This window comes from Aquimarina sp. AU119 (assembly GCF_900312735.1).
Classification (GTDB): Bacteria; Bacteroidota; Bacteroidia; order Flavobacteriales; family Flavobacteriaceae; genus Aquimarina; species Aquimarina algiphila.
The window spans coordinates 249,669-274,202 of the sequence record NZ_OMPF01000014.1 but is presented as its reverse complement, the minus strand read 5'-3'; the positions used below and the strand labels follow the sequence as shown (position 1 = coordinate 274,202).

At 34.0% G+C, this 24,534-nt stretch carries 17 protein-coding genes; 12 read left to right on the top strand and 5 right to left on the bottom strand.

The features are described from left to right. Nucleotides 1-16: 16 nt before the first annotated feature. Nucleotides 17-1,012 carry an NAD(P)H-dependent glycerol-3-phosphate dehydrogenase gene (locus DK442_RS12090; protein ID WP_109436139.1) on the bottom strand — a complete coding sequence of 332 codons (996 nt, stop codon included), beginning with the start codon at nt 1,010-1,012 and terminating at the stop codon, nt 17-19. A gap of 123 nt (nt 1,013-1,135) precedes the next feature. Here DK442_RS12090 and DK442_RS12085 point away from each other — a divergent pair, with 123 nt between their 5' ends. From DK442_RS12085 to DK442_RS12040, 9 genes are all read left to right on the top strand, one after another. Next, a complete protein-coding gene (locus DK442_RS12085; RefSeq protein ID WP_109436448.1) occupies nt 1,136-2,059 on the top strand; it encodes a nicotinic acid mononucleotide adenyltransferase in 924 nt (307 codons plus the stop codon). Between the two features lie 679 nt (nt 2,060-2,738). Next, nucleotides 2,739-3,275, top strand: coding sequence for a 3-hydroxyanthranilate 3,4-dioxygenase (locus DK442_RS12075; RefSeq protein ID WP_109436137.1), 537 nt, complete (start codon nt 2,739-2,741; stop codon nt 3,273-3,275). 159 nt (nt 3,276-3,434) lie between these two features. Continuing rightward, nucleotides 3,435-4,988, top strand: a complete 1,554-nt coding sequence (locus DK442_RS12070; protein ID WP_109436136.1) for an aldehyde dehydrogenase family protein — start codon at nt 3,435-3,437, stop codon at nt 4,986-4,988. A 103-nt stretch (nt 4,989-5,091) separates the two neighbouring features. Continuing rightward, nucleotides 5,092-6,480 carry a trehalase family glycosidase gene (locus DK442_RS12065; protein ID WP_160114148.1) on the top strand — a complete coding sequence of 463 codons (1,389 nt, stop codon included), beginning with the start codon at nt 5,092-5,094 and terminating at the stop codon, nt 6,478-6,480. A 79-nt stretch (nt 6,481-6,559) separates the two neighbouring features. Beyond that, nucleotides 6,560-6,931, top strand: a complete 372-nt coding sequence (locus DK442_RS12060) for a hypothetical protein (protein ID WP_109436134.1) — start codon at nt 6,560-6,562, stop codon at nt 6,929-6,931. 84 nt (nt 6,932-7,015) lie between these two features. Continuing rightward, nucleotides 7,016-10,702, top strand: a complete 3,687-nt coding sequence (locus DK442_RS12055) for a T9SS type A sorting domain-containing protein (protein WP_109436133.1) — start codon at nt 7,016-7,018, stop codon at nt 10,700-10,702. A 63-nt stretch (nt 10,703-10,765) separates the two neighbouring features. Continuing rightward, the gene (locus tag DK442_RS12050; protein WP_109436132.1) at nt 10,766-11,230 is read left to right on the top strand and encodes a hypothetical protein; all 465 of its coding nucleotides are present in this window, start codon (nt 10,766-10,768) and stop codon (nt 11,228-11,230) included. 327 nt (nt 11,231-11,557) lie between these two features. Further along, entirely contained in the window at nt 11,558-15,247 is a 3,690-nt protein-coding gene (locus DK442_RS12045) for a T9SS type A sorting domain-containing protein (protein ID WP_109436131.1), read from the top strand. 73 nt (nt 15,248-15,320) lie between these two features. Then, nucleotides 15,321-15,815, top strand: a complete 495-nt coding sequence (locus tag DK442_RS12040) for a hypothetical protein (RefSeq protein ID WP_109436130.1) — start codon at nt 15,321-15,323, stop codon at nt 15,813-15,815. A gap of 5 nt (nt 15,816-15,820) precedes the next feature. Here DK442_RS12040 and DK442_RS12035 read toward each other — a convergent pair whose 3' ends face one another. Both DK442_RS12035 and DK442_RS12030 read right to left on the bottom strand, forming a co-directional pair. Beyond that, a complete protein-coding gene (locus DK442_RS12035) occupies nt 15,821-16,927 on the bottom strand; it encodes a DNA helicase PriA (RefSeq protein ID WP_109436129.1) in 1,107 nt (368 codons plus the stop codon). A 54-nt stretch (nt 16,928-16,981) separates the two neighbouring features. Next, nucleotides 16,982-18,121, bottom strand: a complete 1,140-nt coding sequence (locus DK442_RS12030) for an SPFH domain-containing protein (RefSeq protein WP_109436128.1) — start codon at nt 18,119-18,121, stop codon at nt 16,982-16,984. Nucleotides 18,122-18,774: 653 nt separating this feature from the next. Between DK442_RS12030 and DK442_RS12025 the strand changes: the two genes are divergently transcribed. From DK442_RS12025 to DK442_RS12015, 3 genes are all read left to right on the top strand, one after another. Next, the gene (locus DK442_RS12025; RefSeq protein WP_109436127.1) at nt 18,775-20,070 is read left to right on the top strand and encodes a PcfJ domain-containing protein; all 1,296 of its coding nucleotides are present in this window, start codon (nt 18,775-18,777) and stop codon (nt 20,068-20,070) included. A gap of 11 nt (nt 20,071-20,081) precedes the next feature. Further along, the gene (locus DK442_RS12020; protein ID WP_109436447.1) at nt 20,082-21,479 is read left to right on the top strand and encodes an RtcB family protein; all 1,398 of its coding nucleotides are present in this window, start codon (nt 20,082-20,084) and stop codon (nt 21,477-21,479) included. A 143-nt stretch (nt 21,480-21,622) separates the two neighbouring features. Beyond that, nucleotides 21,623-22,153: a tetratricopeptide repeat protein gene (locus DK442_RS12015; RefSeq protein WP_160114147.1), complete on the top strand. Its 531-nt coding sequence runs from the start codon at nt 21,623-21,625 to the stop codon at nt 22,151-22,153. Nucleotides 22,154-22,603: 450 nt separating this feature from the next. Here the strand turns inward: DK442_RS12015 and DK442_RS12010 are convergent, their stop codons facing one another. Together DK442_RS12010 and DK442_RS12005 are read right to left on the bottom strand one after the other, a co-directional pair. Continuing rightward, nucleotides 22,604-23,332, bottom strand: a complete 729-nt coding sequence (locus DK442_RS12010; RefSeq protein WP_109436125.1) for a metallophosphoesterase — start codon at nt 23,330-23,332, stop codon at nt 22,604-22,606. Nucleotides 23,333-23,358: 26 nt separating this feature from the next. Further along, nucleotides 23,359-24,495 carry an ATP-binding protein gene (locus DK442_RS12005; RefSeq protein WP_109436124.1) on the bottom strand — a complete coding sequence of 379 codons (1,137 nt, stop codon included), beginning with the start codon at nt 24,493-24,495 and terminating at the stop codon, nt 23,359-23,361. Between the last annotated feature and the right edge of the window lie 39 nt (nt 24,496-24,534).

Below are 24,534 nucleotides of genomic sequence, written 5' to 3'. Positions count from 1 at the left end.
ATGAAGATAAGAATAATTAATCTAGCTTATCCGCGAGTTTCTTAAATACTTTTTTGGGATTTTTATTTTCATATAATACAGCATGAACAGCATCAATTATTGGTGTTCGAGTGGTTTTTGTAGCATCAAGTTCATATGCCGTTTTTGCAGCATAATATCCTTCGGCAACCATATTCATCTCCATTTGGGCACTTTTTACAGTATATCCTTTACCGATCATATTACCAAACATTCGATTACGAGAGAACGTAGAATACCCCGTTACTAATAAATCTCCCAGATAGGCCGAATTATTAATATTACGTTTCATTTTATGTATTTTTTTGATAAAACGTTTCATTTCACGAATCGCATTACTCATTAAAACACTTTGAAAATTATCGCCGTATCCAAGTCCGTGTGCAATACCAGCAGCAACAGAATAAATATTCTTTAATACAGCGGCATATTCTGTACCAATAATATCATCACTTACTTTACATTTGATATAGTAACTGCTTAGATGATTGGCCATGATTTTGGCTTTTTCTTCATCATTAGAGGCAATCGTTAGATACGATAAACGCTCTAGTGCTACTTCTTCTGCGTGACATGGTCCTGTGATTACACCAATATTGTTAAAAGGAATTGCATATGTATCATGAAAATGTTCTCCTACGATTAATCCGGTTTCGGGTACGATTCCTTTAATGGCAGAAAAAATAACTTTATCTTTTAGAGAAGAAGTAAGTTTTTCGAGTTCACTATGTAAAAATGCAGAAGGGATTGCAAAAATCAAATAATCTGCATTTACTACTGCTTCATTAATATCATTAGTTAGATTAAGTTGTTCGGTTTTAAACTCTACAGAACTTAAATAGCTAGGATTATGTTGCTGTCTTTTGAGATGTTCTATTGCATATACACTTCGCATATACCAACCAACTTCATTTAGATTTTCGGTAAGCATTTTCACAATAGCAGTTGCCCAACTACCACCACCTAAGACTGCAAATTTCGGATTTTTTTCCATAAAAAAGATTGAGGCGTCAAAAATAAGGAAAATACATTTCAAAATAAAAGCTTGATAATCAATTTATTATAAGTTTGGCACATGTTTTGGTTCTTCATAAATGAAATTGAAAACACACAGCTTATGAAGACGTTAAAATTACTTTCGGTTATTTTTTTAGGTTCAATGGTACTAACTTCTTGCGTTGCAGAGGTAGTTGTCGAAGAAGATGTTTATATAGAAGAACCTGTAATTAGTTTGAATACAGTATTGAGCACTTATGAGATTTGGTATGTAGATATAGAACGTACAAAAGGAACGGGTGAGATCCCATTTTTACAAAAGGCATTTACAGTTTCTTTTAGGAACGGAACATTTTTTGCCAATAATAACTTGGTAGGGTTAGGAAATAACGGAAATGGCTTTGGATTGGATGTTGGCTCTTACGATACTTTTCGAATGAATTTGGATATTGCTCATGATATTGATGGAGTGTATGAGCTTGAAGTTACGCAATTTGCAGACGATGAGATAGAAATATACGATAGAGTCACAAATACAAGTTATTACCTTGTTGGTTATCAGCGTAATGGTTTTGATTATGATCAGGTGTTTTATGATAATATTCATTATTTCCTTCAGGAATATGAAACATGGGAAAAAATATTTACAAGTGAGTTTGGGGTATTGAATGAGTTTGATAATGAAAATTATTTAAAGTTCGAATATTTCGGAGCAGGAGAAAATTTTAAAAGTTCTGAGGATGCAAATGGAATTCCGATTAATGATATCTTCTACGATTATAGCGGTCATTACGAGATTAATGACATTATTAACACTTTAGATAGGAAAACTTTAACACTTGATTACGATTCTCCGGACAATGAATTCTTTGAATTATCCGTTATCAATGACAACAAGATAGAATTGTTTCATCCAAGTTCTGAAACTGTATACCGATTTGTGGGTAGAGGACATATACAGTTTAAGAGTGCTGAGAAGGGTAAACTTACTCAGAATGAGAGAAAAAGAATTAAAAAAGCTGACTTTATGAAGCTTACAAAATAAAAAGTAAGGTTAGCACTTAAACAATATTAAACTTTTTGGTTGGTTATTTAGTTGGGAATCGCTCTACAAGATAAATCTTGTTTGAGCGATTTCTTTTTAACCACACTTCCTGAAGTACATATCATAAAATGAAATAAAACATGTAACTATATATAGATTAAGCCTGTCTTACAATTTTAGAATTACTCATATCATAAGCCAAATGTTTTTATGAAGAAAGAGGAAGACATATTTTATTTTTCATTTATTCATCTATTATTATTTCCATCACTATATTCCTATATTTTTAATTATTTTCAGGTATGGATTCTATTTTTTTTCGTTATGATGCTACTAAGTCTTTTTTCTTTTTTAGCAATATTATTGGGATATTTTTTAGATAGAAAACAGAAAATAAAAATACCAGAAATCGGATATGTTATTTTGTCAATATGCTTATCAAGCATTTCTATTTTCATTTTTAGAAATGGCACCAAAGATCCTAGAAATTTTTTTCCAATTTTAGAAGAACCCATATGGTTGATAAGTTCAATAAATGCAGTTTCACATATTATAGCATATATATTGGTTACATCATTCAGAAAAATTATAAATAAAAAGAAGAGTTAATCAAGTCGAATTAAACGAATCAAATTCCGTCCCAATTCCTTATTTTTATATTCCTAAAAAAGTAGCATATATGGCAATTCAAAAACCGTTCAACCTTAATCAGTGGATTGAGGAAAACAGAGATACATTAAAACCTCCTGTTGGGAATAAAAACTTATATAAAGAAGCTGGTGATTACATCGTAATGATTGTTGCTGGACCTAATGCTAGAAAAGATTATCATTATAATGAGACAGAAGAACTTTTTTACCAATTAGAAGGTAATATCGAAGTTCATATTCAGGAAAATGGAGAAAAGAAAACAATGAGTCTTGGTCCAGGAGATATGTATTTACACCCTGCCAAAGTTCCTCATTCTCCGGTTCGTCATGAAGGGTCAATTGGTTTGGTGATCGAAAGAAAACGAGTAGATCTAGAAGCAGAAGATGGGTTATTATGGTTCTGCGACAATTGTAATTCAAAATTACATGATGTTTATTTTAAGCTTGATGATATCGAAAAGGATTTCTTAAAACATTTCAAACATTTTTATGGAGATGAAGATTTAAGAACTTGTGATAATTGTGGAACTATAATGTCTGTGGACAAACGATTTGTATCTGAATAATGAGAAGTCAAATTTATTAGGCTTCTTGTATTTTATTATTAATTTGATTTTTTTGAAGCCTTTTTTTTGAAAAATCATTCAAAATCAACTTTAGAATCGACCAAAATTTAATTTATCTGTAAAAGACAGTATCTTTACCTTTTCAAAAAGCAACATATCATGGCAACAGCAATATTAGATTTCGGAATTGAAAAAGCACTGGAGCAATTAGGTGTTTCAAATCATAATAAAGGAACATCTACAGGTTCTGATTGGTTCTCTTCCGAAGAGAAAATTTCATCATATTCTCCGGTAGATGGTGAGTTAATAGGTACTGTAGAAACTACTACAGCTGCAGATTATGAAAAAGTAATTCAGACTGCAAGTGAGGCCTTCAAATCATGGAGGGTTATGCCGGCGCCTCAACGAGGAGAAATTGTACGACAGTTTGGTGAAGAACTACGAAAACTAAAAGAGCCTCTTGGGAAATTAGTCTCTTATGAGATGGGAAAATCATATCAAGAAGGCTTAGGAGAAGTTCAGGAGATGATCGATATCTGTGATTTTGCAGTAGGATTATCACGTCAGTTACATGGATTAACGATGCATTCAGAACGTCCGGGACATAGAATGTATGAACAATATCACCCTCTTGGGATTGTGGGAATCATTTCTGCATTTAACTTTCCAGTGGCAGTATGGGCATGGAATACAGCTTTAGCTTGGATATGTGGTGATGTGTGTGTTTGGAAACCAAGTGAGAAAACACCACTTTGTGGTATCGCTTGTCAGCACATAATTGCAAAAGTCCTAAAAGAAAATAACCTTCCAGAAGGAATTTCTTGTTTAATCAATGGAGATTATAAGGTTGGAGAAATGATGACTAAGGATAAGAGAGTTCCTTTGGTTTCTGCAACAGGATCTACCAGAATGGGTAAAATAGTAGCAGCTACCGTAGGAGAACGTCTTGGAAAATCTCTTTTGGAATTAGGAGGAAACAATGCAATTATAGTAACGCCTGATGCTGATATTAAAATGACGGTAATTGGTGCTGTTTTTGGAGCAGTAGGAACTGCAGGGCAGCGTTGTACCTCTACACGTAGATTAATTATTCATGAATCTATTTATGATAAAGTAAAAAATGCAGTTGTCGATGCTTATGGACAATTAAGAATAGGTAATCCATTAGATGAAAATAATCACGTAGGACCACTTATTGATAAAGATGCTGTAAAAGGATATCAAAATGCACTAGAAAAAGTAGTAGAAGAAGGAGGGAAAATCGTTGTCGATGGAGCAGTGCTTTCTGGAGAAGGATATGAGAGTGGCTGTTATGTAAAACCAGCAATTGCAGAAGCCGATAATTCTTTTAAAATTGTACAACATGAAACCTTTGCACCTGTATTATACCTTCTTAAATATAGTGGCGATATCGAAAATGCAATTGATGTTCAAAATGGAGTAGCTCAAGGGTTATCCTCTGCGATTATGACCAATAACTTAAGAGAAGCAGAGCGCTTTCTTTCTCATGCAGGATCAGATTGTGGTATCGCAAATGTAAATATAGGAACATCAGGAGCAGAGATTGGTGGTGCTTTTGGAGGTGAGAAAGAAACAGGTGGAGGTCGTGAGTCGGGATCAGATGCCTGGAAAGTCTATATGCGTCGTCAAACCAATACTATAAATTACACTACAGAATTACCTTTGGCTCAAGGAATCAAATTTGATTTATAGCCCGATATTTTATGATAATATAGTAAAAAGCACTCCATACACGGAGTGCTTTTTTGTTGATCATTTTCTATTTAGTAACTTCATAAAAACAAATGGGTTTATTATGAAAAGAAGAGAATTCACTAAAAAATTAGGGGCTAGTGCGGGACTATTAGGAATTTCGGGTATTTATGCTTGCAATACAGAAACAAGTGTATCCAAACAAGAAAAGGAACTTGATTGTCCTCCAGAATTTAAAATTACTCCAGAATTATCAAAACAAATGTATGATCGTGCACTAGAAATCACAAAAACAAAAGTGAGAGGCGGAGATACCGAAGAGTTTTTTAAAAAACCGTTTATAGATGCTGCTTTTTCTAAGAACATCTTCCTTTGGGATACCTGTTTTATGGTATGTTTTGCAAAATATCATTTAGATGAACTTCCCGTTTACCAAGCTCTGGATAATTTTTACGATCAAATGGATGAAGATGGGTATATATGTAGAGAATATCGGCATAATGGATCACCACTTTGGTCAAAGAAACATCCAGTTTCAATAAACCCTCCATTACTGGCATTTGCAGAGCTTGAGATCTATTCTATTACAAAAGATAAAAAACGATTACGGAAAGTATATCCAACGCTGAAAAAGAATTTTGAATTTCTTGTTAAGACTTATCAAACAGAAGATCATCTATTTTATGCCGATACTCTAGGAATGGGAATGGATAACATTCAGCGTTATCCAGAGGGATGGAACAATGATGGAAACGGAATGACACACCACGAACTTGGAGAAAAGATCGGTAAGATGAATGTTAGTAGTGAAGAAAGCTTAACTATGTTTATCACAGAATACCCAAAAACTTTACAAGGAGTATGGAACAAACAAGGAAGACTTGTTGATTTCTCTTGCCAAATGGCTATGCTGGCCGACCAGCTTAACACTATTTCGGGATTAATTGAAGCCCCGTCTGAAGATATAAATAAGTATACAGAAATTCATAGTATGATTGCTAAAGCTGTCAATGAACATTGTTGGAATGAAGAAGATCAAATCTATTATGATCTGGGTTTTGGAAAACAAATACAACGTAAACATATCGGAATGTACTGGGCACTATTAGGAAAAATTGTTCCTGAAGATAGAATGGATAAATTTCTATCCCATCTCGAGAATCCAAAAGAATTTGGAAGACGAACACCATTACCTGCTCTTTCTGCAGATGATCCTGACTATAAAGGTTGGGGAGATTATTGGCGTGGTGGAGTTTGGGCTCCTACCACCTATATGGTGCTAAAAGGACTAACAGCTTGCGGTCAGGATAAATTGGCAAAACGACTGGCTGAAAAAACATATCAATCTATAGCAGAGGTTTTTAAAATGACTAATACTTTTTGGGAAAACTACGCTCCTGATTTGGTTTCTTATGGGATGCCGTCCAAAAATGATTTTTGTGGATGGACTGCATTGATCCCTATTGCAGTATATAAGGAGTATATTTCCTAAAACATTAAAAGAACGCAACCTTAACTTTTAAAATGCATCTTAATATATACAAGTACTATTGTATAAAAATATAAAATAGATGAGGAAGCTTTTATTACTAATTAGTATTATTTTATTGTCTTGTAATGATGATGATAAGACTGAAGATCCCGTATTATGTACATTAGAAGCGAGACCAGGGTTAGAAATTACCGTTAAGGATGCTATGGATGATATTTTCTTGGTAGAAGGGGTAGAAGTAGTAGCAACTGATAATGAATATGTAGAAACCCTTGAGAATATAATAGGTACTAATGTCTTTGTGGGTGCTTATGAGCGTAAAGGAACATATACAATTGTGGTAAATAAAACCGGATACACTACAAGCACGAACGGTCCTATTATTGTCAACGAAGATATCTGTCACGTTATTACCGAAAGTCTGGAGGTTTTATTAAGAAAAAACCAATAAATTGCTAAATTTCCTTAAATTTTAAGAAAAAAAGTCGAAATTTTACGTTAAATTTGAGGATTACTCACAAATCAGCTTAAAAAAATGAAAAAATTACTATTCTGCCTCAGACGTTCTGTCTGGGCGGTTTCAATCGTTGGAACCATTATTTCAGTTAATGCGCAACAGCTTCATACGCAGGCTAATCAAGACAAAAAAATTCAAAAGGGTCATCAACTTTATAAGATGACTAAACTTCATGACAATCTTAAAGGACCTAAACAGGTAGGTGACAATGCCATAGAAAGGATGGAGTATGATTTTGAAAGGTTTAGAAATCCTAATACAAATTCGATTCCTTCTAATATTAAAAGAGCAGAGGATGAATTTTCTAGCAAAATTGCTATAGGAGATGATTCAAAACAATTACTTAACAATGCAGCAAAATCTTCAAATTCGAAGAGCTTTTCGTTTTGGAAAAACAGAGGGCCTTGGAATGTAGGAGGTCGAACAAGAGCATTAGCTATTGATCGAACAAACGAAAATGTAATCCTTGCCGGTGGTGTTTCAGGAGGGTTATGGAGATCTACTAATGGTGGTGAATCCTGGAGAAAGGTTACTAATCGAAGACAATCTCCTAGTATTACTTGTATTGTACAAGACCCAAGACCAGGTCAACACAATACTTGGTATTATGGATCTGGAGAAGATTCTGGTAATTCTGCAAGAGCTGGAGGAGCATTTTTTGGAGGTACAGGAATTTTTAAATCTACCAATGGAGGAAGAACATGGAGGCTTCTTAATGCTACTAATGATGATGATATTACGACGCTCTCAGCTTTTGATATTATTAATTCTATAGATATTAATCCTGTAAATGGGGATCTTTACGTAGGAACATGGGATGGTGTATTTAGATCTCAAAACGGAGGGAATTCATTTGAAGAAGTGTTAGTAGGAGGAAATGATAACAGAACAGAAGTTGAAATTACATCTACAGGTAGAATTTACGCCGCTATAAGTTCTGGAGGAGACCCTAATAATGGATACTTCACCACTACAGATGGAAATACATGGACAGAGATTACTCCTGACCTTTTACCAGCGGCTTATGGTAGAACCGTGATGGAAATTGACCCTTCTAATGAAAACATAGTATACTTCTTCACCCAGAATCAGAGCGGGGGAGGACCAGCATTTTTATTCAAGTATGATGCTACAGCTACACCAGAAGAAGCGTATACTGATCTAACAGCTAATTTACCTACAACGATAGGTGGAGATGTTGGTAGTCTAAACCTTCAAGGAGGATATAATATGGTAGTTAAGGTTAGTCCCGCAGATTCTAATTTGATGTTTATTGGAGGGACTAATATTTACAGATCTACAACTGGATTTACAACTCCTGCAGGTCAAGAAAGCTGGATTGCAGGATATTCTCCATTAAATGATATTAGTGTATATCCAGATCAACATCCAGATCAACATGAATTCCTTTTTTATCCTTCAAATCCAAATAGAGTATTATCAGGTAATGATGGAGGAGTATTTGTAACAGAAGATATTACAACTTCTACCTCTGCAGAAGAACCGGTAGATTGGATTTCTTTGAATAATGGATATGTAACTACACAACCGTATCATGTTTCGTTTGATCCAGATGCAAATAGTGATGATTTATTAGCAGGTTTTCAAGATAATGGTACTTGGTTTACAAATTCTACAAATGGAACTGAGCCTTGGGTAGAAGATTTTAGTGGAGATGGGTCGTATAATGCTATCGCAGATGGTGGAAGAACACGATACGTATCTGCACAAAGGGGAGTGGTATTCAGATTTAATTTTAATGAGGCTGGAGAATTTGAGTCATTTACTAGAGTACAACCAGCTGGAGCAAGTGGATTTGCATTCGTTACACCATTTATCTTAGACCCTAATAATGATAATATCATGTACATGCCTATTGGCAATAGAATATGGAGAAATAATGATTTAGATGAGATTCCACTTTTTTCAAATGCAAATACTAATGTAAACTGGGTAGAACTTAAAAATACAAGTGCTCCTGCGGGTTCTAGTGTAGTGTCGCTAGATGTTTCTAAGTATCCAGAAGCTAATAGGTTATATTTTGGAACGAATAATGGTGGTGTTTATAGAATGGATAATGCAAATCTTGATAATCAAGATGTAATTGATATCTCTTCGGGCAAAGGATTGCCAGAAGGATTTGTGAATGATATTAATGTTGATCCATCTGACCCAGATAGAGTTATCATTACATTTTCTAACTATGGTGTCATAAGTTTATTTCTTACGACTAATGGAGGAGATACTTGGACTAATATTAGTGGTAACCTAGAAGAAAATCCTGACGGATCAGGAAACGGTCCTTCTGCAAGAAGTACTGCTTTTTTTGGAGGTAGTCAAGGCTTTTTTGGAGCTAGATTACAAAAAGTATACGCAGCGACAAGTACTGGATTATATTACACAAATAGATTAAATGGAGAAAGAACACGTTGGATTAAGGAACCCATTGTTATTGGTAATGCTGTTACTGATGAGGTAAAGACTCGTAAAGATGGATTTATTGCTGTATCAGCTCATGGTAATGGATTATTTAGTGCAAAATTCCCTGTGTTTAATGAATTACCAGAACCTACATTAAGTGTTGCATATTTATTAGATGATATTCGAGTAGTAAAAGAATTTGATGAAGCTTTAGAAGATTTAGAAGTAGATGTAACAGATTTGTTTACTAGTTCTAATGGAGCTGCTATTGATATTGAATTAGTGAATTCTAACCCTGAATTGGTAACTGCAACATTAAATGGAAATACAGTTACACTTTCATTTAGTGAAAATATTCCTGAGGTGACTGAAGCTACAATAGGGCTTATTGCAACATCAGGAGAAGAGCGTGTCGCTGAAGGGTTTACAATATCAGTTTTCGAAAGAGGAATCTATAATCAAATAGAAGAAAATGTATCGACATTACCATCTCAGTTCTTTTTAGATTTTGGTGGTTTAGCTCAATCGGCAGATGATTTTAGTATTCCTGAGGGAGCCTCATGGACTATTGAGAGAATTTTGACTTTTGGTACTGTAAGAGGAGGGCCTCAATTAACTAGTGCTAATGTTGTGATATATGGAGACAATGCCGGGGTTCCTGGAGAGGAGATATATAGCAGTGGGACAATTGCTCCAATTTCTGATCCTAATGATGCTAATTTAAACTTAGTACTTCCAGAAGCAATTGTATTAGAAGGAGGAAATTATTGGATTTCTGTTTATGTTGATTTAGCATTTTTACCAGATGTGACGCAGTGGTTTTGGGCTTCTCAAGAAGGAGGAATTGGCCAAGAATCGCATTTTAGGGATAGTATTGATTTATTTGGGACAGGAGCTACAGACTGGACGTCTGCTTCAGCTGCGTTAGGAAGACCTTTACTAGATCAAATATTTGTAATTTACGGTTCTAATAATGACACTGATGGAACAACAACTCCAGAGGCTGTAGAAGAGCCATTAGCTACTATAGAAATATCGAATACAGTTGCACCAAATCCGTCCACTGATATATTCTCATTTAATTTTAAAGACACCTCATTAAAATCTAATGAAAATGAACCTAGAGTTATCGAAATTTATGATGCTATTGGTAATATGATATATTCAAATAAGAATGCAAGTACTAATGAAATATGGGATGCATCAAATGCAAGATCCGGACTATATTTTGCAAGAGTTACTAATGGTAATACTAAAACTACTCATAAGCTTATTAAAAATTAATTTTTTAATAATGATAAACTTAAAAGGAGTTGAAATTTTCAACTCCTTTTTTATTTCTATAGAATGAATAAAATATTATATATATTAATATTCATAGGACTATTTTCATGTAAGTCAAATAGTGTTGCCAAAGAAAAAGAAACAGAAAAGGGCCAACAGAAACCTAAAGTAGAAAAACCTAAGTTTAGTGATCTTAAGCATCATGATGCTCTAGAAACTAATACAGTACATTTGGTTGCAGTAATACAAGATGTAAATAGGAATATCTCCATTTGTGGTCAAAAGTATAATGCAGTTACTACAGTAAAGGTAAAAAGTATTACAGGTTTAGGTTCGAGCATTGTAAATATGATTTCTGCTGGACAAGAAATTACTTTTGCTTTTATGAAATTACATTCGAAAGACTTTGATGCTCTTAAACAAAAATTGGCCAAAGACCAGAAAGTTTCGTTTAAAGTTAGAGAAGGACTGTGTTTTGACTCTGCTAAGACGGTATATGAGATTATTACTTTTGAGATTATAAATTAATTTAGTGAAGATTTTTAGCTTAGGAACTCAGTTATCCAATATATTGAAGCAATAACAGCAAGTATAAACAATACAAAAAAAGAAGATTTTCCAAAAAGGATAGAGTCTGCTTCCTGAAATTTTTCTGGTTTGTCCATTAAAAAACTATATTTCTTACTATTAAAATAGCCCTGTTATTGTCGAGGAAGATATATGTCACGTTATTACCGAAAGTCTAGAGGTTTTATTAAGGAAAAACTAATAAATTGCTAAATTTCCTTAAATTTTAAGAAAAAAAGTCGAAATTTTAATTTAGATTTGCGGATTACTCACAAATCAGCTTAAAAAATGAAAAAATTACTATTCTATCTCAGACGTTCTGTCTGGGCGGTTTCAATCGTTGGAACCATTATTTCAGTAAATGCGCAACAACCAAAACTTTCTGTAAAGGAAAACGAAAAAAAATCTAAACCAGATGCTCACAAGCTTTATAAAGAAGCTAAAATGATTTATAACAGTAGAGCAAAAAAGAATGGAGGAAAACTTATAAACAAAGAAGATGATGCTATTGCTCGTGCAGAATTCGAGTTTGAAAGACTTAAGAATCCTTATTCTAATGAAATTCCTCAAGGAATTAGAAATGCTGAAATACAGTTTTCTGGCAAAATACAAGTTGGTAATGATTCAAAACAATCATTAAACAGTATTGCTAAATCATCCAATGCTAAGCGTTTTTCATATTGGGAAAACAGAGGACCTTGGAATGTAGGAGGTAGAACAAGAGCCTTAGCTATAGATCGTAACAACGAAAATGTAATCCTTGCCGGAGGAGTTTCAGGAGGGCTATGGCGCTCTGAAAACGGAGGACAAAGTTGGCGAAAAGTGACCAGACGTTTCCAAAGTCCAAGTATTACCACTATTGTACAAGACCCAAGACCCGGTCGTAGTTTTACATGGTACTATGGATCAGGTGAAGATATAGGTAACTCAGCAAGTTTAGGGACAGGAGCTTTCTATCAAGGAAGTGGAGTATATAAATCACAAGATGGTGGACGTACCTGGGAACAATTAAGAGCTACCGTTAATACTGACCTCGGTGCTTTTAATTCGCCTTTTAATATTATAAATTCTTTGGTGGTAAATCCTGTTAATGGTGATTTATTTGTAGCTACCTTCGACGGACTTTTGAGATCTCAGGATGGAGGAAACTCTTTTACTGAAGTACTTGAATCAGGTTTTGATAATAATGTAGAGATTAGTGTAACCTCTACAGGAATACTATATGCAAATATAGATTCTGAAGGAGATCCAAATGCAGGATTTTTTACATCTGTAGATGGTGGAGATACTTGGGAAAATATTACACCACAAAATTTTATACCTGCCTATGGAAGAACTAAGGCGGGAATTGATCCATCAAACGAAGATATCGTTTACTTTCTGACCAGAGATCTTAATCCAGGAAATGAAGCAGTACTATACAGATATGATGCATCTGCAGAAACTCCAGAAGAAGCTTGGACAGATCTTACAGCTAACTTACCTACAACAATTGGAGGCCGAGTTGGAAATTTAAATCTACAAACTGGGTATAATATGGTTGTAAAGGTAAGCCCAGCTGATCCTAATTTGGTATTTGTAGGAGGGACTAACTTATATAGATCCACAACAGGATTTACCACTCCAGCTGGACAAGAAAGCTGGATAGCTGGTTATTCTCCATTAAATAATGTTACTGTATATACTGATCAGCATCCTGATCAGCACGAGTTAGTATTTTATCCTTCTAATCCAAATAGAGTATTAACTGGTAGTGACGGAGGGGTAGCAGTAACCGAAGACATTACTGCAACTAATGCAGGAGCAGAACCTGTAGATTGGACCTCTTTAAATAATGGATATTTAACTACACAACCCTATCATGTATCTTTTGATCCAGAAGCGAATAGCGATGATTTATTAGCTGGTTTTCAGGATAATAGTACATGGTATACCAACTCTACAGATCCAGAGGCTGATTGGGAAGAGTTGTTCGGTGGTGATGGAGGTTATAGCGCCATAGCCGATGGAGGGAGAACAAGATATGTTTCATCTCAGCGAGGAAATATTTTTAGACAGAATTATAATGAAGCTGGAGAGTTTGTTTCATCTGTAGGTGTGACACCACCTAATGCTACAGGGTTCTTTTTTATTGCTCCGTTTATCCTAGATCATAATAATGATAATATTATGTATTTGCCTGCTGGTAATAGAATGTGGAGAAATAATAATTTAGATGAATTAGAGGATAATTGGGTAGAACTACCAAATTCTGATACACCAGCTGGGACTAGAATCTCTTCATTGGACGTATCAAAATATCCTGTTGCTAACAGATTGTATTATGGCACAAACCAAGGTGGTGTATACAGAATGGATAATGCAAATATTGATGATCAAGAGGTTATAGATATTACTACTGGAAAAGGATTACCTATAGGAACTGTTAATGATATTAATGTAGATCCATCCAATTCAGATAGAGTTATTATTACTTTTTCAAACTATGGTATTATCAGTCTGTTTTTAACTGAAAATGCAGGTGAAACCTGGACCAATATTAGTGGTAACTTAGAAGAGAATAGAGACGGGTCTGGTAATGGTCCATCGGTAAGAAGTACTGCATTTTTTGGTGGTAGTCAAGGGTTCTTTGGTTCTAGATTACAAAAAATCTATGCAGCTACAAGTACAGGGCTTTACTATACGAATAGGTTAATGGGTGAAAATACCGTTTGGAGAAAAGAACAATTTGCAATTGGTAATGCAGTTACTGACGAAGTTGTTACCCGTAAAGATGGATTTATTGCAGTTGCAGCTCATGGTAATGGATTGTTTAGTGCTAGATTCCCAATTATTAACGAATTACCAGAATCTGAGCTAAGCGTATCTTATTTATTGGATGATTTAGATTTAAATATAAATAATGTTGCAGCTTCACCAGAAGAAATTGATATAACTGATTTATTTGTTCAATCAAATGGAGAGGCTATCGATATCGAATTTGAAAATTCTAACCCTGGTTTAGTTACGGCAACGCTTGAAGGTAATACCATTAAACTTGTATATAGTGAGGAGTTGACTGTAGGTGACCAAGCAACTATTTCGTTGGTAGCTACTTCTGGCAATGAACAAGTAGCCGAAGGTTTTACTATTACAGTGGTTAATACGATTTATGATCAAGGTGGTGCAAGCGTAACGTCAACAATTTCTCAATTTTTCCCTGATTTTGGAGCATTAATACAGTCTGCAGATGACTTTGTAGTACCTACAGGAACTACGTGGAATATCGAAAGGATATTAGCGTTTGGAGGTGCAAATAATCGTCCTGCACTTACAAATGCTACAGTAGTTATATACCAAGATAACGAAGGTGTACCTGGTCAAGAAATATTTAATAGTGGGCAAATTGCCCCAATTTCTGAGCCAAATGATACTACACTTAATTTGGCACTAGCAGAACCAGTAGCTTTAGAAAGCGGAAATTATTGGATATCGATTTATGTAAACTTAGCTTTTAATCCTGGAGCAAGACAATGGTTCTGGTCAGCTCAAAGTGAGATTACTGGTAATGAGGCATTATTTAGAGATGAATTAGGTGTATTTGGTTCTTTGGATTGGACATCTGCAGGTGCTGCCTTCGCAGGGATTCCTATAGATCAAATATTCCAAATTTTTGGAACAGTTCAAAATCCAGAATCTAATCAAACTAATGTTTCTGAACCTCTAGCAACTATTGATACCAGATCAGATAATATAGTTTCGCCTAACCCATCTGCCGATAGGTTTACTTTTAACTTTGATACGCTTAACAAAAAAACAAGTAAAAAAGTTAATGTAGATGTGTATAATCTTATGGGAAGTAAAATTTACTCACAGTCTGGAGTGGATTTAAGTTCTGGTTTTGTTTGGGATGCAACAAGTAATGCACCTGGAATTTATTTTGTAAATGTTGTTGATGAACAAAATACAACAACACAATTCAAAGTGATCAAAAAATAATTTTGAAAGTATAATAAATAAAAATATAAAAAAGGAGTTGAAAATTTCAACTCCTTTTTTTAATTTAACCACTATGGATAAAGTAGTATACCTTTTATTGATGATGGTCTTATTTTCTTGCAAAACAACGGGTAATACGCGGGAGAAAAAAGAAGAACAGAACTATCAAAAAAAAGAAGTAGAAAACCAAGGATCTAACGTTAATACACCAACTATTAAAAAACCAACATATATTAGTTCTCAGGACCCAATTAACCCAGGAACGGTGCACCTTATAGCTTCTGTAGCTAAAATTACTAAGGATGCTTCTATTTGTGGGAAATCATATAAAGCTATAGTAACAGTAAAAGTTAATAGTGTTAAAGGTTCGGGTTCTGGAATTGTAAATATGATTTCTGCAGGTCAAGAAATTACATTTGGGATAAGAAAATACATGGCCGAAGATTTTGAAGTATTAAAACAAAAACTTATTAAAGACCAAGAATTCTTTTTTATTGTTGAAGAAGGATTATGTAGGAATATGAGCCAAACAGCTTATGTTGTTTCAAGCTTTAAAGTAATTAACTAATTATTTTATTTATTAGATAACCACAATAAGATTAAAATAATACTAAGTATAAACAACACCAAAAAGAAGATTTTCCAAAAAGAGTAGGGTCTGCTTCCTGAGATTTTTCCGGTTTGGCCATTAATGAAAAAATTATATTTCTTACTATTAAAACGATATGCACTAATATATACCGGCAATAAGATATGCTTAAAAGTTTCTTGGCTTAAACGCATATCAATACTGTGTACCCTTTGAGTATCTCCACCAATATCTTGTCTTGCCCAGGATCTTGCAATACGTTCTGCTTCTTTAGTAGAAGATAGATGCCCGTCTTGCAGAGGAATAGTATATTTTTCAGTAACAAAACCTGCCAGATAACTTGTATTAAAAGGCTCAAGAGCATCGAGATTCCAATGTGATAGTTTTTTTGGGATAGCGTTATTACGTTGATGTGAAGCTTTGATCAAAGTATCATCTACAAATCCAGTTATATTTCCGCTTGTTGGTGACCATCTCGTTCTTCGTTCTTGTCTTGTTCTTGTAACTGTTTTACCATTTACCGTTGTTGTATATGGGACACTAACATAATAATATGTTCCTCGCTCTCCCGTATAATCGGCATATAATTGTGCATCAAATGTCCAGTAAGGTAGATACAACCCTTTGGTGTTTTGTGGATCTAAGGCTGCTTTTTTTAGTTTATTAGGAGCAAACCACAATCCTTTTACCCATTTTGAAAATATCTGATGAGATTTCTTCTGGTCAAACTGAAAAGGAAGAACAGCTCCTGGCAAAATCCAATCTTCTTTATAGGCGTCCTCTATAATCAGGGGCATGGTACAATATACACAGTGAAGTGATTTGTAATTCTCTTCGACGTGCTGATTTGCACCACAGTTTTTACAATGAAGCATCATGATCTCTTCAGAATGGGATTGAGAACCCATAGCAGAAAGGTAAGGTTTAAGTTCTAATTCCTTAAACCCATCCTCATCTTGTGTAATGGTTTCCTGATGACCGCAATATTCGCAGTTAATGTTTGTGGTTCCAGGCTTGTATTTTAATTCTGCACCACAATTAACACAGGACCTTTTTTGTTCTGAAATTGCTTTTTTTTCTTCTTCTTCCATAAAATGATTACCCCGATATGTATCAAGATCGATTAAATATTTCGAGAAGTTTTCTTAGTTACCAGGTAATGGAGGAGGAGTATTGCCTCCTAAAAATGACTTTAACTCTTCAACGTCTTTTAGGGGAGTCCAATTTGCCATTCCTTGTTTCCAAACCAAAACATCTTTATTGATGGTTCTGTTTGCAAATAGTACTTTGAGTTGATCAAAAGAAACTGGTCCGGCTTGTTGTCCTTCTAATGCATAAAAATACTGTACTTGAACAGGCATCGGTGGAGGAGTAACAGGTGCGTTTTGTTGTTGCTGTACCTGTGCTTGTTGCCCTGCCATAGGGCTCATCATACCTCCCATTTGTTGAGCAAGGACAAATCCCATTCCCATACCCATTCCAGCACCAGCTGTACCTCCTTCGTTAGCAGCAGCTGCTTCGATAGCTTTCGCGGTTTTGAACTTGGTTAATTTGTCAAGATCGAGTTTATCAATTCTACTGTATTCGAAGATTTCTTTTTTAAGTTCTTCTGGCATTGAGACATTCTCGATAAAGAATTTTTCTAACGAAATACCAACAAAATTAAATTCTGGTTGCATCACTTCGAGACAAGTTTCTGATAATTCTGTAGTATTAGCAGCATACAACTCTATAGGAAGATTAGCTTCACCAATGGTGTCTGTAAAACGTGTAGAAATTAAACTTTTAAGGTGTTCGTTGATTTCAAAATTGGTAAAATTTGCATCCGTTCCTACGATATCAACAACAAATTTTCCTGCGTCGCTAATTTTAAACGCATAGGTTCCGAAAGCACGAACTTCTACCAGGCCAAATCGATCATCGTTAAGTGTAATTGGGTTTTTGGTTCCCCATTTTTCATCAGTAAACAGATGAGTGTTGACGAAGTATACTTCGGCTTTAAAAGGGCTGTTAAAACCATATTTCCATCCCTTTAGCGTAGCTAAAATGGGTAAATTTTGTGTGTTTAATGTATAAGTTCCAGGTGTGAATACATCTGCTAATTGTCCTTCATTTATAAAAACCGCGGTTTGCCCTTCTCTTACGATAAGTTGTGCGCCATTTTTTATTTCGTTTTGATATCTTTCAAAACGGTGTACAATGGTGTCATCTGTATAATCTAACCATTCTATAATATCGATAAACTCGTGGCTAAGCTTTTCCTTTATTTTGTCAAAAATTCCCATTGATGAGTTGATTTTAAATTCGTGTTTTAAAACTACAAAATATGCTATAATAATTTAAGTGAATATCCACTTAATTAACTTAGGACAATTTCATATGGCATTAAAAATAATAAATATGATAGATGAATATAAAATACGTGAAGTTTTTTTTTGAAAATATCAGAAGTACATAACCATCAAAATTAGAATGTATGGTGCAAAGTATACTTCTAATTCTGACACTTTGTTAAAGGAAAAATCTTCTAAATAATTGAATTAGAATGAGTATAAATAACTATTTGAATTTTGAGTTTTCAAAAAAAGGAATATTTTTGCATCGCAATAGTCATAAAGACATTGTCTAAAAAACTAAAAAAATGTTCAAGCTACATACATATCAAATAAATCCTGGAGTGCAAAGGCAGCTCATGGTTAGATATTGTAGTTAGTGAATATTCACGATACTTTTCAAAATTGAAACCCTGAGCATTAAAACTCAGGGTTTTTTTATGGATCAATATTTTCGAGACGTCGAATGAGATCAACTACTAATCTTAAATTTTTTTATGAAACGAAATGTAAGTCAATAAAATTGGCTGTAGACTCGGGAGTGTGTTTTCAGCTATAAAGTTTAATAAAAACAAATACTAAAAATACTCAATGAGTTTACAATCATGGGAACATATAAAAGAAGACATCTATCCAAAAAAAATAGAATAGATGAAATTAAAAAAGCTTCAGAAAGAGAAATTCGGCTTCAGGAAGCTTTAAAAAATCATAAGAGAGTCAGACGAATTCCATTTGAAATAATCATAGAAGAATTCTACATTAATGGGACTAGTGATCATCAGGGAATAGTGCCGTTTACGAGTCATTATCATGTTTATTTTAAGAACTTGAGTCGAAGGAGATATATGATGAGAAGAACTCGATTTAAGGAGTTATTATTATTTCTCTATAAAAACAAATGCTATCGTTTACTACAAGAACAACGATATATTAATGTAGTATTTAATATGGCATGGTATACGAATCATTTTGAAAGTGATTATAGAACTTGGAAAAGAAAAAGCCATAACAGTGATAAACAAATACTATCCTTATTAGAACATTGTTTTGAGAAGTATGAAGTTCCTAAATTCTTATATAGCACTTGGTTTACCAGCGATAAAAAGCAGATCAGTTGGTTTATTGAATTAACAAATGGTGGTAGTATAAGAAGTTTAAAACTCCCTATTCAACTGACTAAAAAAGGAGCTCATTTTTTTAGAACTGCTCCAGATGATTATAATGTCTTTATGGCATTAAGATGGGCACAGTCTTTATCGTACGGAGCAGATGAGGTTTTTGCGGACTATATAGCAAATACTTTTTTGAGCAGAAATCATTTTGAAAATGAATTTTTCTGGGATAAAGTAATTCAGTTTATGTCGAAACAAACGATGTTAGATCTTCAAAAAACAGGGGAACTGCTAGATTATTTATATCACTGTATAGACGAAGATGATTCTTATGTTATTAAAGGTCGAACTATTACCTCATTAATGAGAGCTTCTGATCAATGGCATATTGAGATCAACAGAACTTCCAAACAAGGTAAGGATTTGATTTGGGAAGCAAGTTCAATTTCTCCTTTGACTGTTGTTGAAGGAAAAGAAGAAAAAAGAGTGACTTATAGGTTAAGTGAATTAAGAAGTACAAAAGAACTTAGAATTGAAGGAAGAAGAATGAACCACTGTGTGGTTAGTTATGCATCCTCCTGCTACAGGAAAAGGACTTCTATTTTTACTTTGAGAAAAGAAAGTGTATTGAATTATGAAGAGATTTTGGCAACAATCGAGGTGAACATATCGAATAGAATGATTGTGCAGTCAAAAGCAAGATTTAATAAACCAATTAGTAATAAAGCAAAGGAAATTATGGGCAAATGGGCAGTTGCAGAAGGTCTTTCGATTTCAAAATGGCTTTAAATTTAAAAATTATGGCAAAATTAAAATTAAGAGGAAAAGACCTCATAGCAATAGGATATCCGCAAGGAAAAGTAATTAGTATTGCAATTGATATCATGTTAAGGCATTATAAACGTGACCGAAAAGACAAAGTGGTACAGCGATTAAAAACTGTACTCAAAACTCCCGAAAAATACATAGGAGATGGTATTATGGGAAAAATCGCAGAAGAATTAATGCAACCGGTAAAAGTGGAAGCTCAAAAACTGAATACTCAGCGAGCACCTTTTACTATTTTTGGAGAAAATGAGATTCAGGAAGAAGCAAAACACCAGTTGTATACTGCGCTGAAACTACCAGTGGCCAAAGCAGGGGCTCTAATGCCTGACGGGCACTCGGGATATGGATTACCTATCGGAGGTGTACTAGCTACAGAAAATGCAGTAATACCATATGGAGTAGGAGTTGATATAGGATGTAGAATGTGTTTGAGTATTTATGATATTAATGTTTCCTATCTAGAAGGACATAAGGATAAATATATACAGATGCTTCGGGATCATAGTAAGTTTGGAGGCTATGAGGTGCATAAAAATATTCCTATGCATGAGATTTTTGAACATAAGGGGTTTAGTGAAATTCCGACAGTAAAAAAATTAAAGGATAAGGCCTTTAAACAACTGGGAAGCTCTGGAGGAGGAAATCACTTTGTAGAATTTGGTAGTGTAGAAATCACTGATCCTGATAATGAATTTGATATTCCACCAGGGAAATATCTTGGTATTTTATCCCATAGTGGTTCACGAGGGTTAGGAGCAAACATTGCTAAGCATTACACAAAATTAGCGATGAAACAAAATCCTTTACCTCAGGAAGCGAAGCATTTAGCATGGTTAGACCTTAATACTCATGATGGACAGGAATATTGGATTGCAATGAACTTAGCAGGGGATTATGCATCTGCTTGTCATGATGATATCCATAGACGATTATCCAAGGCATTAGGATCAAGACCGCTAACTGTCATCGAGAATCATCACAATTTTGCCTGGAAAGAAGAAGTAGAAGGCAAAGAGATGATTGTGCATCGTAAAGGAGCTACTCCTGCAGGAAAAAATGTTTTAGGTATCATTCCGGGTTCAATGACCGCTCCTGGATTTATTGTACGGGGTAAAGGAAATGAGGCTTCGTTAAATTCTGCTTCACATGGAGCGGGAAGACGGTTATCACGCCGAAAAGCAAAAACAATGCTCACAGGTAGTGAAGTCAAAAAAATGTTACGAGATCATGGAGTAACGGTGTTAGGTGGTGGATTAGATGAAGCTCCTATGGCGTATAAAGACATTCATAAAGTAATGGCTAATCAGACTGAATTGGTAGAAGTTGTTGGAATGTTTACTCCTAAAATTGTACGAATGGATAAAAATTAAATACAGATTGCATTAGGGATAAGAGTGGCATCCTTTTTTGCGTGGGTTTGATGCAGTCGAGAATACGTAAAAAAGATATAACGGATAGCCCGACCACTCTGCTTAAGCAGAGTGGTAATGCCCTAATAATAAAAACAAATAAAATGGCAATAGATACACAAGAAGTATTGTATATACAAGCATTGGATAATTATCCTTTTGATATAGAACAATGTATTGAGAAATTACAATATGTAATCGGAGCAAATAATACTCACGTAGGGGCTCATTATTTAATGGGTAGAATCTACATGGAGCAATTGGACGATTATAAAAATGCAAAATTTTATTTTCAGATGGCATTGCATTTGGATCATACCTTTACTCCAACATATTATTACTATGCAGAGCTTTTAATTCTGTTAAATAACTATCAAGAAGCAGAAAGAGTACTTGATATTGGGATTACAATTCCGGGATCAGATAAAGCATCTTTAGAGTTTTTGAAAGGAATCTTATTCGAAAAGTATGAGATGTATACTACTGCTAAAAAATGTTTTAAAGCAGCTAAACGTTCTGCATTAAATACTAATTTTAGAAGTTTCCTTGATAAAGAAATTGATAGAGTTACATCTAAGAAAGAAGAAGTAAAGAAGGCATCAAAATCTAAGAAGAAGAAAAAGAATAAAAAATAAGATAGGTTTGGATATGTTGTAAAAACAGCCTGTTATCAAATGATTGTGATAACAGGCTGTTTTACTTGTTTTTTTGATTATCTTATATTGTCTAAAAATAATTCAGAAATTAATATTAGGGTTAATTTGATTTAGAATCTGATTTCTGAAGTACACCTAATTTTTCTGATGCAATTATAAAAATTAAGGAAAAAGCCATCATTAAGTACGCTAAAAAATTTATTATTGTTTTCATAGAATATAAACTTTAATCATTTATTGTATATAGAAGATGCAATTATTATAATAACGTCTATCAAAAATGATACCCTACTTCATTATTTTTTTTAACGAGCACTAGAACTAGCTTGTTCGAAAAAGAACTATTACGTCATTCTACTTGATTGTGAATGAAATGTAGAATTAATCCCCAAAATTTTTATATCACATTGAATTTTTTAGTGTGAAACTTTAGTTTCTCCCATTTTCATTAGGATATAATTGGTATACAGGATCGCTTTGCCAAAATTGTTTGGTTGCAATATCCATTAAGGTTAATGGTCCTTTGAAAGCTGCTCCTGTATCCATGTTCCATACACAAGCGGCTTGTACAGGTGTGGTTTTATTAATCCTGGTAACAGGGGTGTGACCAATGTAAACTTCATTAAAAAGGAGTAGTCGTTTAGGATAGTTTAGATCGGTTTTTTTAAGATTGAGATCTAGAGCAAGGGCAGTTTCCCATAAAGTTCTATCCCAATAAAATAATTTACTAAAAAATTCTCTGTCTGGTCCATTAAGATTAGTGAATCCAGCATGTAGGAATAATCGATTATGATCGTCTATATGATAATTGATCAAGTTTTTGTAGAATAGAAGATGGACATTGATTTCTTCCTGAGATAATTTTGCATACGAGTCCATTGTGGCTTGACCACCATGTTTCATCCACTCGGGATTATACGTTTTTTGAGTTAACCAGGTATAGCAAAGTTCGTCATGATTTCCTCGAATAAAAATACAATTATGGGTTTTTTTAAGTTCAATCAAGAATGAAATTAGTGGAGCGCTTTGACTCCATCCATCTACATAATCTCCCAAAAAAACAAGTGTGTCATCCTGATTTACGTCTGCCTTGACGAGTAGTTGTTTTAATGCTTTTAATGCGCCGTGTATATCTCCAATTACTAAGGTTCTACCCATGTTTGGTCTGTGGTTATTGATTTGTATTAACTATATCGTACTTTTCTTAATATTCTAATGCTCTCTTTGCAAAGTGAATATATTGTATCGTTATAGGATTTTAAATATGGTTTTGCTTCTTCCAGTTTTTCCTTTGCTTCGCTAAAATCATTAAAATAACACAACAAATAGGTAGCAGGAAGATTTACAATATCTTTTGCTTCGTTTTTTGATAACGGAATTTTATTTTTTATTTTTTCAATGAGTGCATTATTGCTATTATATAAATGAAATAATGTCTTTCGATCAAACTTAGGAGGTTCAAAAAGAAGTTTACTTTCTATATCATAACTAGCATTGTCTTTAAAAGTAATTACAACTTCTTCTAAAGGGTAATACTGAAATGTGTCTTGTAAACCTAATTGTACATATTCTACAATTTTAAATCGATCATCGGTTAATGATATACTTACTTCATCCAGCTCTGAGTAGAATAATTTTACATGTTCATTAATTAGCTCAATATCCACTCGTGAATAGTATGTTTCTCCATTTTGTCTTTTTTCTTTACCTGCCCAACAAACAACAAAATATTCTTTAAACACCTTATAATTAGGGTTGTAGTCTGTTCTTGAGTTCATGAAATGAAAGACCCCATCCAAAGTAAGTTCTATATTATTTTGAGCATGGCTTTCTATGGCGTTCACAATTTCAGAATTAACATCTTTGATCTCAAGATCAAACACCTTGGGCATACTAATACTTCCGTCTCTAAAAAAAACTGCTCCACCGTAGTATTTCCATATATTTTTACGAAGAGAGCACATTTTATTTCCTTGAGATCTAATAGAAACCAGACCAACTACTTTGTCGCTGGGTAAGTGTGGAAACGGAATGTTTTCATAGCTTACTATTGGGGGATTAGCCAGATATGCATTGACTAAATTTTGAATTTTACTATCATCAAAAAAATCAACTCCAATAATTTGATTATCCTCATCTTCAACTCCAATTACGATATATGAATTGTTCTTAGGATTAGAGTTTGAAAGTGCACAAATATGCTTTAAGAATTTGGCTTTACCTTCTTTTTCGCCAATATTAAGCTTACGCTTCTTATCATAAAAACTATTCTCGTCATTATGTGCAAGTAGGTTTTTAATAAGGAGGCGTTTATTGATCATTCCTTTCGTAAATAGCAATTTAGACTTTTCCCAAGATAA

What these genes read in the sequence shown, in the direction of transcription:
- DK442_RS12090 (WP_109436139.1), bottom strand. Translation starts at nt 1,012, where the DNA reads ATGGAAAAAAATCCGAAATTTGCAGTCTTAGGTGGTGGTAGTTGGGCA.
- DK442_RS12085 (WP_109436448.1), top strand. Translation starts at nt 1,136, where the DNA reads ATGAAGACGTTAAAATTACTTTCGGTTATTTTTTTAGGTTCAATGGTA.
- DK442_RS12075 (WP_109436137.1), top strand. Translation starts at nt 2,739, where the DNA reads ATGGCAATTCAAAAACCGTTCAACCTTAATCAGTGGATTGAGGAAAAC.
- DK442_RS12070 (WP_109436136.1), top strand. Translation starts at nt 3,435, where the DNA reads ATGGCAACAGCAATATTAGATTTCGGAATTGAAAAAGCACTGGAGCAA.
- DK442_RS12065 (WP_160114148.1), top strand. Translation starts at nt 5,092, where the DNA reads ATGAAAAGAAGAGAATTCACTAAAAAATTAGGGGCTAGTGCGGGACTA.
- DK442_RS12060 (WP_109436134.1), top strand. Translation starts at nt 6,560, where the DNA reads ATGAGGAAGCTTTTATTACTAATTAGTATTATTTTATTGTCTTGTAAT.
- DK442_RS12055 (WP_109436133.1), top strand. Translation starts at nt 7,016, where the DNA reads ATGAAAAAATTACTATTCTGCCTCAGACGTTCTGTCTGGGCGGTTTCA.
- DK442_RS12050 (WP_109436132.1), top strand. Translation starts at nt 10,766, where the DNA reads ATGAATAAAATATTATATATATTAATATTCATAGGACTATTTTCATGT.
- DK442_RS12045 (WP_109436131.1), top strand. Translation starts at nt 11,558, where the DNA reads ATGAAAAAATTACTATTCTATCTCAGACGTTCTGTCTGGGCGGTTTCA.
- DK442_RS12040 (WP_109436130.1), top strand. Translation starts at nt 15,321, where the DNA reads ATGGATAAAGTAGTATACCTTTTATTGATGATGGTCTTATTTTCTTGC.
- DK442_RS12035 (WP_109436129.1), bottom strand. Translation starts at nt 16,927, where the DNA reads ATGGAAGAAGAAGAAAAAAAAGCAATTTCAGAACAAAAAAGGTCCTGT.
- DK442_RS12030 (WP_109436128.1), bottom strand. Translation starts at nt 18,121, where the DNA reads ATGGGAATTTTTGACAAAATAAAGGAAAAGCTTAGCCACGAGTTTATC.
- DK442_RS12025 (WP_109436127.1), top strand. Translation starts at nt 18,775, where the DNA reads ATGGGAACATATAAAAGAAGACATCTATCCAAAAAAAATAGAATAGAT.
- DK442_RS12020 (WP_109436447.1), top strand. Translation starts at nt 20,082, where the DNA reads ATGGCAAAATTAAAATTAAGAGGAAAAGACCTCATAGCAATAGGATAT.
- DK442_RS12015 (WP_160114147.1), top strand. Translation starts at nt 21,623, where the DNA reads ATGGCAATAGATACACAAGAAGTATTGTATATACAAGCATTGGATAAT.
- DK442_RS12010 (WP_109436125.1), bottom strand. Translation starts at nt 23,332, where the DNA reads ATGGGTAGAACCTTAGTAATTGGAGATATACACGGCGCATTAAAAGCA.
- DK442_RS12005 (WP_109436124.1), bottom strand. Translation starts at nt 24,495, where the DNA reads ATGATCAATAAACGCCTCCTTATTAAAAACCTACTTGCACATAATGAC.